Here is a 14,561-nt window from a genome sequence, read left to right as displayed (position 1 = left end):
TAACCGCCTCGCCGAAACCGACGAATTGGCGGAAATCGTCGTCGCGAATCGACCAAAACGTCGGTCTCGACGTGATGGTGGTCATGCCGCGACGCCTTCCTCCTGATCGCCGAACTGGGTTTCGTACAGGTCGGCGTAACGGCCCCGAGTCGCGAGCAGTTCGAAGTGGGTGCCCCGTTCAACGATGCGGCCGTCCTCGACGACGAGGATGAGGTCGGCCGCACGCACGGTCGACAGCCGGTGGGCGATGACGATCGAGGTGCGGCCCGCCAGCGCCTCGGTCAGCGCCTGTTGCACGGCGGCCTCGGATTCGGAGTCCAGCGACGCGGTGGCCTCGTCGAGCACGACCACGCGTGACCGGCCCAGCAGCAACCGCGCGATGGTCAGCCGCTGCCGCTGCCCGCCCGACAAGCGGTAGCCGCGCTCGCCGACGACGGTGTCGAGTCCGTCGGGCATGTCGGCGACCACGTCGGCGAGCCGGGCGCGGTCGAGCGCGTCCCACAGTTCCTCGTCCGTCGCTTCGGGCGCCGCGAGCGTGAGGTTGGCGCGGATCGACTCGTGGAACAGGTGGCCGTCCTGGGTGACCACTCCGATGGTGTTCTTCAGCGAATCGAACGTCAGGTCGCGGACGTCGACGCCGTTGAGCTTTATGGAACCGGAGCCTCCGTCTGATGTCGCCGCGTCCGCGGCTCCGATGTCGTAGAGACGGGCGATCAGCGACGCGATCGTCGACTTGCCCGCGCCCGACGAGCCGACCAGCGCGACCATCTGCCCCGGTCGCGCGGTGAACGAAATGCCGTGCAGCACTTCCTCACCGCCCCGATGGTCGAGGACCGCGACCTCTTCCAGCGAGGCCAGCGACACCTTGTCCGCCGCCGGGTAGGAGAATCGCACATCGTCGAACTTCACTTCGACGGGTCCGTCCGGGACCGCGACGGCGTTCGGCCTCTCCCGGATCAGCGGCTGCAGGTCGAGCACCTCGAAGACCCGCTCGAAAGACACCAGCGCGGTGGCGATCTCGACGTGGGCGTTGGCCAGCGCGGTCAGCGGCGCGTACAACCGGGTCAACAGCAGGGCCAGCGACACGATCGCCCCCGCCTGCAGGTGGCCACCGATGGCCAGCACGCCGCCGAGCCCGTACACCAATGCCAGCGCCAACGCCGACATCAGCGTCAGCGAGTTCATGAAGACCGACTGCAGCATCGCGGTCTTCACGCCGATGTCGCGTACGCGTCCCGCGCGCACCCCGAACTCCCGCGATTCGGTCGCCGGATTGCCGAACAGCTTCACCAGCGTGGCGCCCGGCGCCGAGAACCGTTCGGTCATCTGTGTGTTCATCGTCGCGTTGTGGGCGGCGGCCTCGCGGGACAGCCGCGCCATGGTGGCGCCGATCCGTCGGGCGGGCACGATGAACAGCGGCACCAGCACCAGCGACAGCAGCGTGATCTGCCACGAGATCGACAGCATCACCACCAACGTCAGCGTGAGCGTCACAAGGTTCGACACGACACCGGACAGCGTGTCGGAGAACGCCCGCTGCGCGCCCATCACGTCGTTGCCGAGCCGGCTGACCAGCGCGCCGGTGCGAGTGCGGGTGAAGAATGCGACCGGCATCCGCTGCACGTGGTCGAACACCGCAGTGCGCAGATCGAGGATGAGGCCCTCGCCGATGGTCGCCGACAGCCAGCGGGTCACCAGCGAGGCGGCCGTCTCGGCGAGCGCCACCGCCGCGATGACCGCCGCCAGCAACAGGACCGTGCGGAGCGAGTCCCCGGTGATCGCGTCGACGACCTTGCCCGCCAGTACCGGCGTGGCGACGCCCAGAAGCGCGCCGACGACGCTGACCGCGACGAACGCACGCAGCCGCGGGTGATGCCGACCGGCGAAACTCCAGATGCGGCGCAGCAGCGCGGGGTTGAGAAGCGACCGCAAATCGCCGCCCCGGGCGTGTGACTGCCGGTACAGCGTCTGGCGGGCGACCGTTTCGATGCTCATCGATTCACCGTAGAACCTCAACAATGGATGAGGTCAACGGCTTCCCGCACCGCCAGCGAATGGCGGCCTACGCGTCGATGCGGGCGAACTGACTGTGCCGGTACTGCTCGACACATGTCGCCCGCCGGACCTTGCCGCTCGTGGTGATGGGTATCGAACCGGGCGGTACCAGAACAAGATCGGCGACGTTGAGGCCGTGCGAGTTGGAGATCGCCGAGGTGACCTCGCGCTTGACCTCGGCGAGCTTCTCTGAGGCCTCCTGCTCGGAGTCGCCCCGCTTCTTGGCCTCGATGATGACGACGAGTTTCTCGGTCTGACGATCGGGAACCGCGATCGCCGCGCACCGGCCGCGCGTGATCTCCTGGACCGTCGCCTCGATGTCGTCGGGTGAGTGGTTGCGCCCGTACACGATCAACAGATCCTTGATGCGGCCGATGACGAAGACCTCGTCGTCGAAAACGAAACCCTGATCCCCGGTGCGCAGCCACGGCCCCTCGGGTGTGCCATCGGATGGCGCGACGATCTTCGCGCCGAACGTGGCCGCGGTTTCCTCGGGCTTCTGCCAATAGCCCAGCGCGACGTTCTCGCCGTGCACCCAGATCTCGCCCGTCACCCCCGCCGGGCATTCGGTCATCGTGTCGGGATCAACGATCCGAACGGTCGGCGACTGCGGCACACCGTAGCTGACCAACGGTGTACCACCGCCGTTCTCGCACCGCTCCGCCTTACCGGCGGTCAGCTTGTCGGAGTCGAACCGGACGACTTTCGGTGCCTGATTCGGCCGTCCGGTCACCACGTACACCGTCGCCTCCGCCAGGCCATACCCGGGCCGCAGCACCGTATCGCGAAGGTTGAAGCGGGCGAACCGCTCAGTGAAGCGCTTTATGGTGGCGGGGTTTATCCGCTCGCTACCGCTACCGATGCCACGCACTTCCCCGAGATCGAGCCCGGCCATGTCTTCGTCGGACGTCTTCTTCGCGGCTATCTCGAAAGCGAAATTCGGCGCCGACGAAAACGCGTATCTGTTGCTGGCCAGCAACTGCATCCACCGGGCCGGCCGCTGCAGGAAGGCCATCGGGCTCATGAGCACAGCGTGAAGTCCCGCCAGGACCGGCACAAAGATTCCGACCATCAGACCCATGTCGTGATAGAACGGCAGCCACGACACGACGGTGGTGTCCGGCGGGGGCACATTGCCGTCGTCGGCGAACAAGTCGGCCATCAGCTGCCCGAAATTGATCAGAAGATTCCTGTTCGACACCATGACACCCGCCGGCGCACGCGTCGACCCGGACGTGTACTGCAGATACGCGATGCCTGGGCCGCCCGCGCTCTCTACGTCGGATATCGGCGGCGCGTCCAGGTCCAGCAAGTCGACGGCGACCACTGCTGGAACGGATTGGCCGCTCTGCGACTGTACGGACGCCGTGACGCTGTCGACGACGGCCGACGTCGTGAGAACGACGGTCGGCGACGAATCGCGCAGCACCGAGTCGACGCGCTCATCGGTGACGCCACCCATCGGCACCGAAAGCGGAACCGCGATGAGTCCGGCCTGCAGCGCGCCGTAGAACGCGACGATGTAGTCAAGCCCCTGCGGTGCCGAAATCACCGCCCGGTCACCGGGCGACGCGGCACCTTTGAGCGCAATGGCGACGTTCGTCGTCCGCCGGTACAGCTGCGACCACGTCAGGCTTTCGGGTACACCGTTCCAGTCCTGGTCGTAGTCGATGAACGTGAACGCTGTGTCATCGGGCTGAAAACCGGCGCGCTCGCGGAGAATAGCGGCAGGGGAAGACTCGTTCACAGCGGTTCACACCTTCCGTAGGGAGATTCGATAGAGGTTCGTGTGCTCGAGCCGAAACTGCCTCACCGACGCTTCGAGGTACCTTTCGTAGACCGACACCTTCTCCGGGCCCACGATCGCTTCCGCCTCAACCCGATTGCTGCGTAGCCTTTCGAGCCACGCAGAACATGTGAGTGCGTAGTGTTCGCGATGGTTGAGCACCGACCTGATCTCGAAGAGCTTCTCGGCAGCATGCGCGATTTCGGCGAGCCTCGGGGGATCCGATTCCGGAAATATGTGCTCCGCTATGAACAGACAATCGCGCAGCCCTTGCTCGTCCATGACGACGTTCCCCTTGCCGATCGTCTGCAACGCCAGACCCGCGCCGGGATTGAGCCACTCGTAACACTTTTCGAAGAATCGTCGATACGCCGCGACTCTGTCCGACCGTTTCCAGCCGAACTTGACGAAGTGCTCCATGGCCCCGATCGAGATGGCAGCGTCATACCGTTCATCTGGCTGGAAATCCGCCCAGTCCCGGACAAGCACTTCCAATCGAGGATCGCCCAGGCCCTCCACGTGATGAGCCTGGGCTTCACTCAAAGTCAGACCCGTGGCATGTTGCACGCCGTGTTCGGCAACCAGCCGTTGCATGACCGAGCCCCACCCACACCCGATGTCCAACACACGTGCGCACCCCTTCGCGCCTGCCTCGGACACGAGATAATCGATCTTGCGTAGCTGAGCCGCCGCGAGATCATCGGCTTGCCCATCCCACAAGGCACACGAATACGTCATCGACTCGTCGAGCCAGAGTGAGTAGAACTTGTTGCTTATATCGTAGTGGTGCTGAATGGATTCGGGCGATGCGCCGCGCTGGCTTATCGTTGTCATTTCCTCCCCTTCAATCGAATTGTCCCCCACCTATGCGTCGATACGGGCGAATTGGCCGTGCCGGTACTGCTCGACACATGCCGCCCTGGGGTGCCAGTCGATCCGTGCGGTTCGAGCTCCGCGTCGAGTTCGACGTCCGCCGGTACGAGAGGTGACCACGTCATGCTCTCGGGGGCGCCGTTGCGGTCCCGCTCACTGGCGTGCTCGCACAGCACGTCCACAAGGGAGGTCTCGATCACCCGAATCACGTTACTGCGGCCGTCGCGGCCCCACTGCCGAACGCGAAACTTAGGTAGCCGACAAATTCCCCGTCCGGACCTCCGCGATTCCGACCAGCACCACGACCTGCGGTTTTATCTTCTCGACTCTCCCGCGCATCGTCGGGACTGGCCGTGGATGCGTTTGCCGACGGTGCTCTACATCGGACCGCCGAATCCGCATGTGACCCGCGGCGGGCGGGTCCTCTATACGGTGCGAGCCAGTCGCTCGGCGAGCAGCCCGGCGAACTTGGCTGGATCGTCGGGAATGTCGCCTTCGGCGAGAAGCGCTGTGCCGTACAGCAGTTCGGCGGTATCGACCAGCCGACTCAGTTGAGCGTCGTCGCTCTTGCCGTGCGCCTTTTGCAGCCCAGTGACGAGCGGGTGGTTCGGATTCAGCTCGAGAATCCGCTTCGAGACCGGAACCGATTGCCCGGAGGCGCGGTACATCCGCGCCAGCGCCGGCGTGATGCCGAACGTGGGGGTGATCAGGCACGCCGGCGACTCGGTGAGGCGCATCGACAGCCGCACATCGGAGACATGATCACTCAACGTCTCCTTCAGCCAGCCGAGCAGCCCCGCGAATTCCTTCTCCTGCTCCTCGCGCTCGGCCTCGCTTCTCTCCTCCTCCGAGTCGAGATCGACCTCGCCTCTTGCCACCGACTGCAGCGGCTTGCCGTCGAACTCGGGCACCGATCCCACCCAGATCTCGTCGACCGGGTCGGTGAGCAGCAGCACCTCGTAGCCCTTCGCCCGGAACGCCTCCAGGTGAGGGGATTTCAGCAGTTGTTCACGGGACTGTCCGGTGGCGAAGAAGATCTGCTCCTGACCCTCTTTCATGCGCTCGGCGTACTCGGCGAGTGTGGTGGGCTCCTCGTCGCTGTGCGTCGACGCGAACGACGAAATCCGCAGCAGCGTGTCGCGGTTGTCGAAGTCCGACATCAAGCCCTCTTTGAGGACCGGCCCGAATTGGGTCCAGAACGTGCGGTAGTCCTCGGGACGCTCGGACTGCAGATCCTGGATCGTCGACAGGACCTTCTTGGTCAGCCGGCGGCGGATCGCGGTGACCTGCCGGTCCTGCTGGAGGATTTCGCGGGAAACGTTGAGCGACATGTCCTGTGCGTCGACGACCCCCTTGACGAAACGCAGGTACCTGGGCATCAGCTCTTCGCAGTCGCCCATGATGAAGACGCGCTTGACGTACAGCTGCACCCCGATCTTGGCGTCGCGGGTGAACAGGTCGAACGGTGCTTGTGACGGGATGAAGAGCAGGGCCTGGTACTCGAAGGTGCCCTCGGCCTTCATCGCGATCACCTCGAGCGGGTCGTCCCAGGCGTGCGCGATGTGCTTGTAGAACTCCTTGTACTCCTCCTCGGAGACCTCGTCTTTCGACTTGGCCCACAGTGCCTTCATCGAGTTGAGGGTCTGCGTTTCGACGGTGGCGGTTTCCTGCCCGGTTTCGGGGCCGCCCTCCTCCGTCGGCGGGGTGCGCCGCTCGACCTGCATCCGGATCGGCCAGGAGATGAAATCCGAATACTTCTTGACCAGCTCGCGAATCTTCCACTCCGCGGTGTAGTCGTGCAGCTGGTCGTCGGCGTCTTCGGGTTTGAGGTGCAGCGTGACCGACGTGCCCTGCGGGGCCCCTGCATCCGAGGCGTCGACGGATTCGATGGTGTAGGTCGCCTCACCGCTCGACACCCACCGGGTGGCTTCGCTCTCGCCGGCCTTACGGGTGAGCAGCTCGACCTTGTCGGCCACCATGAACGTCGAATAGAAACCGATACCGAACTGACCGATCAGTTCCTCGGAGGCCGCCGCGTCCTTGGCTTCACGCAATTGCTGACGCAGCTGTCCTGTGCCCGACTTGGCCAGCGTGCCGATCAAGTCCACGACTTCGTCGTGTGTCATACCGATACCGTTGTCGCGAACGGTCAGCGTGCGCGCCTCAGTGTCCACCTCGATCTCGATGTGCAGATCCGAGGCGTCGACGTCGAGGTCCTTATTACGCAGGCTCTCCAGCCGCAATTTGTCCAATGCGTCGGAGGCGTTCGAGATCAACTCCCGCAGAAAGGAGTCCTTGTTCGAGTACACCGAGTGGATCAGCAAATCCAGCAGTTGGCGCGCCTCCGCCTGAAATTCCAACTGTTCGACGTGTGCAGTCATGTGCTTCCTCTGGTGACACAGGCTTTGGTTGCAGGTATCCGGAAGGATAATAGCGACTGCGTCGTCGTCGCGCGTTTGCAGCAACCTGGCGAACACAGGCGGATACACTCCATGAAGGGGCGGGGGACAAGGGGGACCCATCATCGTTGCTGATCCGGCAGCCCGGGATGGATTGTTCGGATTTCGAGACAATTCACCAGGCGCGAAATTACCGTCATTGCTTGTGAATGCCTGTCGACGCAAACCGATGCCGCCGCTGAGAAACACGCGCCGGGGCGCCGATATTCGCGCCGTGGCCACCGCACCCGCACACGGTGCTTACACGTATGTCGGCCCGGGCCACAGCAACCGTTGCTACGCGGAGGAGAAATGACGTTGCCCGAGACGGGGCAAGATTCGCAGTCGGGCTCAAGATCCGCGATCAACTCACCGGAAGTGGGCACCGAAACTGTCACCCCTATTGCGGTGATCGGCATGGCGTGCCGGCTGCCCGGCGGGATCGACTCCCCCGTGCAGCTGTGGGAGGCGCTGCTGCGCGGGGATGACCTGGTCACCGAGATCCCGCCCGACCGCTGGGACGCCGACGACTACTACGACCCCGAGCCGGGCGTGCCCGGGCGGTCGGTGTCGAAATGGGGCGCCTTCCTCGACGACGTCGACTGCTTCGACTCCGAGTTCTTCGGCATCAACGATCGCGAGGCCACCGCGACCGATCCGCAGCACCGACTGCTGTTGGAAACCTCCTGGGAGGCGGTGGAGCATGCGGGTCTGAGCCGGGAGGCGCTGGCCGGTTCGCGGACCGGGGTGTTCGTGGGCTTGACACACGGGGACTATCAACTGCTGGCCGCCGATGCCAACGCGGTGGAGCAGCCGTACGGCTTCACCGGCAACAGTTACAGCATGGCGTCGGGGCGCATCGCCTACGCGCTCGGCGTTCACGGTCCCGCGCTCACGGTGGACACCGCTTGCTCGTCCGGCCTGACCGCGATCCATCTGGCCTGTCGCAACCTGCACGAGGGCGAAAGCGACCTCGTGCTGGCCGGCGGCGTGACGCTCGCGCTGGATCCGCGCAAGTGGTCGGCGGGTTCGGCCGAGGGCATGCTGTCCCCCACCGGTCGCTGCCACGCCTTCGACGTCGCCGCCGACGGGTTCGTGCCCGGTGAAGGCTGTGTGGTGTTGTTGCTCAAGCGGTTACCGGATGCGCAGCGCGATGGTGACCGGATTCTGGCGGTGATACGTGGCACGGCCGCGAACCAAGACGGCCGCACGGTGAACATCGCGACGCCGTCGCGAGCCGCGCAACTCGCGGCCTACCGGCAGGCGCTGGCCGCGGCCGGCGTCGATGCCGAAAGTGTGGCCATGGTCGAGGCACACGGGACCGGCACGCCCACCGGCGACCCGATCGAATACGCCAGCCTGGCAGAGATATACGGCGTCGACGGCCCCTGCGCGCTGGTGTCCTCGAAGACCAATTTCGGGCACATGCAGGCGGCCTCCGGGCCGTTGGGACTGCTGAAATCCGTTCTCGCCCTGCAGCACGGTGTCGTCCCGCAGCACCTGCACTTCAATCGGCTGCCGGACGAGATGGCGGCGATAGAGACAAATCTCTTCGTGCCGCAGGAGAATGCGCCGTGGCCGAGTAACGGTGACCGTCCGCGGCGGGCGGCGGTGTCGGCATATGGGATATCGGGAACCAATGTGCACGTGATCCTGGAGCAAGCTCCGGCGATACCCATCAACGAGCCGCGAGTCGAATCTCCCACGGCCTCACCGCTGGTGTTCCCGTTGTCGTCGACGTCGGCCGACGAACTGCGCCGCACCGCCGGCCGGCTGTGCGACTGGGTGCAGGCACACGACGACGTGGCGCTGGCGGACCTCGGCTATACCTTGGCGCGCCGGCGGGCGCACCGCCCGGTGCGCACCGCCGTCATCGCGAGTCGCCGCTCGGAGCTCACCGACGCGCTGCGTGAGGTTGCCGACGGCGACACTCCGTACCCCGCGGCGGTCGGCCGCGACGACCGCGGTCCGGTCTGGGTGTTCTCGGGCCAGGGTTCGCAGTGGGCGGGCATGGGCGCCGAACTGCTGGCGACCGAACCCGTGTTCGCCGCCACCGTCGCGCAAGCCGAGCCGCTGATCGCCCAAGAGTCCGGATTCTCGGTCACGCATGCGATCTCGGCGCCCGAGGTCGTCGCCGGCCAGGACCGCATCCAACCGACTCTTTTCACCATGCAGGTCGCCCTCGCCGCCACCCTGAAGGCCTACGGAGTCCGCCCGGCCGCGGTGATCGGGCACTCCCTCGGTGAGGCTGCTGCGGCGGTGGCCGCGGGTGCGTTGTCACTCGAGGACGGCGCGCGGGTGATCTGCCGGCGGTCGCGGTTGATGCGCCGCATCGCCGGCGCCGGCGCCACGGCAGCGGTGGAATTGCCTGCCAAGCAGGTGCTTTCGGAATTGACGGCGCGCGGCGTCAACGACGTCGTGTTGGCGGTGGTGGCGTCGCCGCAGTCCACCGTGGTTGCCGGCGCGGCGCAGACGGTTCGCGATCTCATCGCCACGTGGGAACAGCGTGACGTGATGGCCCGCGAAGTGCCCACCGACGTCGCCTTCCACTCACCACAGGTCGATCCGATCCTCGGCGAGCTGACCGACGCGCTGGCGGAACTGGACCCGATGACACCGGAAGTCCCGTTCTACTCCGCGACCCTGTTCAATCCGCGCGAGCCGGCGAAGTTCGACGCCAGGTACTGGGCGGACAACGTACGACGCATGGTTCGTTTCGCCGCGGCGGTGCAGGCGGCCCTGGAGGATGGTCACCGGGTCTTCGCCGAGCTGGCACCGCATCCTCTGCTCACCCGCGCGCTCGAACAGACCGCGGCCAGTCTCGACGTGCCGATGGCCACCGTGGCCGGTATGCGGCGCGGACAAGCGCTCCCATTCGGGCTGCGCGGGTTCGTCGCCGACCTTCACAACGCCGGCGCCGCAGTCGATTTCTCGGTGCTCTACCCGCACGGCCGGCTGGTGGACGCACCGCTACCGACGTGGACGCGCCACCGGCACTGGTTGAGCGGCGACGGTCAGGATTCTCCGATCCGCGGCGCCTGCACCATTTCCGTGCATCCGTTGCTGGGTGCGCATGTGCGACTGCAAGAGGAACCCGAACGCCATGTCTGGCAAGGGAACCTCGGCACGGCCGCACAGCCCTGGTTGGAAGATCACCAGATCCGCAATGTCGCTGTACTCCCGGGGGCAGCGTATTGCGAGATGGCGCTGGCCGCCGCCCGCACCGTGCTGGGCGAGGCTTCCGAGGTCCGCGACATCCGTTTCGAGCAGGCGCTGCTGCTCGATGAGCAGACGACAGTCGGCGCCTCGGCGTTGTCGTTGTCACCGGGCGTCGTCGACTTCACCGTGGAGACCAATCAGGAGGGCCAATCAGCCCGGCAGGCGTCGGCGGTCCTCCATACCGCCGACGATGTGCCGGCGCCGTCGCACGACATGTCCGCCTTGCTGGCCGCACATCCGGGCCAGGAGGACGGCGACGAGGTGCGCATGCGCATGGATCAGCGTGGCATGCAGTACGGCCCGGCTTTCAGCGGGCTTGGTGTGGTGCACACCGGGGAAGCCGGCACCGTGCTGGCCGAGGTCGCACTACCCCGCCAGATCCGCTCGCAACAAGATGCCTACGGAGTGCACCCCGCGCTGCTGGACGCCTGCTTCCAATCCGTGGAGGCCCATCCTGACGTTCGGGCGTTGGGAGAAGGCATGCTCGGGTTGCCGTTGGGGGTACGCCGACTCCGCGCCTACGCCGATGCCCGCAACGCGCATTACTGCCTCACGACGGTCACGAAGGCCGATGCGTCCGGCGTCGAGGCCGACATTGACGTACTCGATGAGAACGGCACCGTCATGCTCTCCGTGCAGGGCCTGCGATTGGGCGCCGGAGATTCCGAACAGGGCCGCCGGGACCGAGTGCTGGCCGAGCGACTGCTGACCATCGAATGGCAGCCCAAGGAGCTGCCCGAAACCGAGCACGTCGACGCCGGAGCGTGGCTGCTGATCAGCATCGCCAACGCCGACCAGATGGCCACGGAACTGGCCGACACCCTGAAATCACTTGGTGCGCAATGCAGCAGCATGTGCTGGCCGCAAAACGCCGACCACTCCTCGAACGCGGCCCAACTCGGCAATCATCTGCGCACCGGCGGATTCACCGGTGTGGTGATCCTGACGGCCCCCAGGAACGGCGCGGGCGAGGACCAGTCACCGATCCTCGGTCGGGAGTATGTGCGGCATCTGGTGCGCATCGCCCGCGAATTGCCGGAGATCGCCGGCGAGCCTCCGCGCCTCTACGTCGTCACCCACAACGCGCAGACCGTGGTGGCCGACGACTCGCCCAACCTCGAACAGGCGGGCCTGCGAGGTCTGATCCGGGTGATCGGCACCGAGCATCCGCATCTGCGCGCAACGCAGATCGATCTGGACAACGAAAGCGATACCGAGCAACTGGCACGGCAACTTCTGGGCGAGTCCAATGAGGACGAGACCGCCTGGCGCGGCGGCCAGTGGTACACCGCACGGTTGTACCCGACTCCGCTGCGGCCCGAAGAGCGCAAAACCACCGTCACCGACCACTCCTGCGACGGGATGCGTCTGCAGATCCGTACGCCCGGGGATCTGGAGTCGATGGAACTCGTTGCGTGCGACCGTGTTCCGCCGGGCCCGGGACAGATCGAGGTCGCGGTCACGGCATCCAGTGTCAACTTCGCGGACGTGCTGGTCGCGTTCGGCCGCTACCCCGCGTTCGACGGAAAGCTGCCAGAGCTCGGCATCGACTTCGCCGGCGTGGTGACCGCCGTCGGCCCCGACGTGACCGACCACAAGGTCGGCGACCGCGTGGGCGGTCTGTCCGCCAACGGCTGCTGGGCCAGGTTCATCACCTGCGATGCCAATTTGGCCGTCACGCTGCCGGAGGGTCTGACCGATGCGCATGCGGCGGCCCTGACCATCGCGACGGCCACCGCCTGGTGCGGCCTCAACGATCTGGCCCGCATCAAGGCCGGTGACAAGGTGCTCATCCACTCCGCAACCGGCGGTGTGGGTAAGGCGGCGGTGGCAATCGCGCGCGCTGCCGGCGCTGAGATTTTCGCCACCGCCGGCAGCGAGCAACGTCGACAGCTATTGCGCGACATGGGTATCGAGCACGTCTACGACTCGAGAGGCTTGGATTTCGCCGATGAGATCCGTGAGGATACGGACGGCGGCGGTGTTGATATCGTGCTGAACTCGGTCACCGGCGCCGCGCAGCGCGCCGGTCTCGAATTGCTCGCCTTCGGCGGGCGGTTCGTCGAGATCGGCAAGCGCGACATCTACGGCGACACCCGGTTGGGGCTCTTCCCATTCCGGCGCAACCTCTCGTTCTTCGCCGTCGACCTGGCGTTGATGTCGGTCAGCCACCCCGAGCAGGTTCGGAAACTGCTGGAAACGGTGTACCGCCTCACCGCCGAGGGTGCGCTGCCCATGCCGGAGTGCACCCATTACCCGCTTGCCGACGCCGCCACCCCGATTCGGATGATGAGCGGGGCGCGGCACACCGGAAAACTGATTCTCGATATGCCGCAGGCGGGGAACAGCAATGTGGTGGTGCCCCCCGAGCAGGTTCGGAGCTTCGCTCCCGACGGCGCGTACATCATCAGCGGTGGCCTGGGCGGGCTGGGGCTGTTCTTCGCAGAGAAGATGGCCGGCGCCGGTGCCGGACGCCTCGTGTTGTCTTCGCGCTCGCAGCCCACGCTCGAAGCACTGGAAACGATTCAGCTGATCCGGGCGCTCGGCGCCGACGTGGTGGTGGAGTGCGGAGATGTCGCCGAACCCGAGACGGCTCAACGGTTGGTGGCCGCGGCGACCGCCACCGGTCTGCCTGTGCGCGGTGTGCTGCACGCGGCCGGGGTGATCGACGATGCCACATTGACCAACATCACCGATGAGCTGATCGAACGCGACTGGGCGCCAAAGGTCCACGGCGCCTGGAACTTGCACGCTGCCAGTGCAGGCCAGCCGTTGGACTGGTTCTGCTCGTTCTCCTCCGCTGCCGCGTTGGTGGGTTCGCCCGGCCAGGGTGCGTATGCCGCGGCCAACAGTTGGCTGGACGCGTTCACCTTGTGGCGGCGGGCCCAGGGCCTTCCGGCGACCGCGATCGCATGGGGGGCGTGGGCCCAGATCGGGCGCGGCACAGCCCTGGCCGAGAGCGCCGGGGTCGCCATCACGCCCGAGGAGGGTGCGTACGCCCTCGAAGCGCTGCTCCGCCATGACCGCGCCTACACCGGCTATGCGCCGATCACCGGCACGCCGTGGCTGACCGCCTTCGCCGAGCAGATCCCGTTCGCCGAGGCGTTCCGTTCCAGCGTGCAGAACGCCGCGGGCACAAGCAGGCTGCGGGCCGAGCTCGACGAGCTGCCACCGGAGGAATGGCCCATCCGGCTGCGGCGCCTGCTCTCCGATCAGGTCAGCCTGATCCTGCGGCGCAGCGTTGACCCGGACCGTCCGCTCGCCGAGTACGGCCTGGATTCGCTGGGCGCACTGGAACTGCGTACCCGGATCGAAACCGAGACAGGGATCCGGGTCAATCCCGCCGACCTCTCCTCCATCGGCACGGTTCGCGGACTGGCGGACCTGCTCTGCGAGAAGTTGGCGCCCGCGCAAGCCACCTGACCGGGCTGCGCGAGAGTTCGCGGCGGTTTCGAGCCCACCCGGGCGCGCTGGTAGCGTGCGTCGGGCGGACTGGTAAGGAGAATGCGTGAAAGCCCTGCTGAGAACGATGATCGTCGGGCTTATCGAGCCTGTCCTGTTCGGCTTGATCCTGTTCGTGGTGGCAGGCACGTTCGACTACTGGCAGGCGTGGGTTTTCCTGGCGGTGTTCGCTCTGTCGTCGTGGATCCCCGGCGTGTATCTGCTGCGAACCAATCCCGATGCGCTCAAGCGCCGGATGCGCGCGGGGCCGACAGCCGAGACACGAACCAAGCAAAAGGCTTTGATCGCCGGCTGGTACCTATCGCTGGCCTCGGTGTTCGTTATCAGCGCGCTTGACCACCGCTTCGGCTGGTCGCAGGTACCCACCGCGATCTGCTTGGTCGGCGACGTCCTGGTCGCCATCGCACTCGGCGTGGTGATGATGGTGGTGATCCAGAACAGTTATGCGGCCGCGGTCGTACGGGTCGAGGCGGGCCAGAAGCTGGTCCGAACCGGGTTGTATGGACTGGTGCGGCATCCCATGTACACCGGCAATGTGATTTTGGTGGTTGGCATTTCCCTTGCCCTGGGCAGCTATTGGGGGTTGGTCGTCGTCGTACCGGCCGTGATCGTGCTCGGCCTGCGGATCCGGGACGAAGAGAAGCTGCTCCAGGAAGAGTTGGACGGCTACCGCGAGTACACGCAGGAGGTGCGCCACCGCCTGGTGCCCGGCGTGTGGTGAGACGCCG

At 66.1% G+C, this 14,561-nt stretch carries 6 protein-coding genes; 2 read left to right on the top strand and 4 right to left on the bottom strand.

The genetic code is table 11. The features are described from left to right. Positions 1 to 81 precede the first annotated feature (81 nt). The 4 genes from AU187_RS13840 to htpG all read right to left on the bottom strand — a co-directional run bounded on the left by AU187_RS13840 (position 82) and on the right by htpG (position 7,095). A complete protein-coding gene (locus AU187_RS13840; RefSeq protein ID WP_059098197.1) occupies positions 82 to 1,995 on the bottom strand; it encodes an ABC transporter ATP-binding protein in 1,914 nt (637 codons plus the stop codon). Between the two features lie 67 nt (positions 1,996 to 2,062). Next, positions 2,063 to 3,802, bottom strand: coding sequence for an AMP-binding protein (locus AU187_RS13835; protein ID WP_059098198.1), 1,740 nt, complete (start codon positions 3,800 to 3,802; stop codon positions 2,063 to 2,065). A gap of 6 nt (positions 3,803 to 3,808) precedes the next feature. Continuing rightward, a complete protein-coding gene (locus tag AU187_RS13830; protein WP_231740234.1) occupies positions 3,809 to 4,705 on the bottom strand; it encodes an SAM-dependent methyltransferase in 897 nt (298 codons plus the stop codon). A gap of 434 nt (positions 4,706 to 5,139) precedes the next feature. Next, a complete protein-coding gene (htpG, locus tag AU187_RS13825; RefSeq protein WP_059098199.1) occupies positions 5,140 to 7,095 on the bottom strand; it encodes a molecular chaperone HtpG in 1,956 nt (651 codons plus the stop codon). 369 nt (positions 7,096 to 7,464) lie between these two features. Here htpG and pks2 point away from each other — a divergent pair, with 369 nt between their 5' ends. Beyond that, positions 7,465 to 13,794, top strand: coding sequence for a sulfolipid-1 biosynthesis phthioceranic/hydroxyphthioceranic acid synthase (pks2, locus tag AU187_RS13820; RefSeq protein ID WP_059166871.1), 6,330 nt, complete (start codon positions 7,465 to 7,467; stop codon positions 13,792 to 13,794). Positions 13,795 to 13,900: 106 nt separating this feature from the next. Next, positions 13,901 to 14,554 (top strand): methyltransferase family protein, encoded by a 654-nt coding sequence (locus tag AU187_RS13815; RefSeq protein ID WP_156425635.1) that lies wholly within the window; start codon positions 13,901 to 13,903, stop codon positions 14,552 to 14,554. Positions 14,555 to 14,561: the final 7 nt, after the last annotated feature.

Source organism: Mycobacterium sp. IS-1556 (assembly GCF_001499985.1).
GTDB lineage: Bacteria > Actinomycetota > Actinomycetes > Mycobacteriales > Mycobacteriaceae > Mycobacterium.
The sequence above is the reverse complement of the archived record's forward strand: the minus strand, read 5'-3'. Positions and strand labels throughout refer to the sequence as shown.

Coding starts and splice junctions, on each gene's coding strand:
- htpG (WP_059098199.1), bottom strand. CDS start 7,095: ATGACTGCACACGTCGAACAGTTGGAATTTCAGGCGGAGGCGCGCCAA.
- pks2 (WP_059166871.1), top strand. CDS start 7,465: ATGACGTTGCCCGAGACGGGGCAAGATTCGCAGTCGGGCTCAAGATCC.
- AU187_RS13840 (WP_059098197.1), bottom strand. CDS start 1,995: ATGAGCATCGAAACGGTCGCCCGCCAGACGCTGTACCGGCAGTCACAC.
- AU187_RS13815 (WP_156425635.1), top strand. CDS start 13,901: ATGATCGTCGGGCTTATCGAGCCTGTCCTGTTCGGCTTGATCCTGTTC.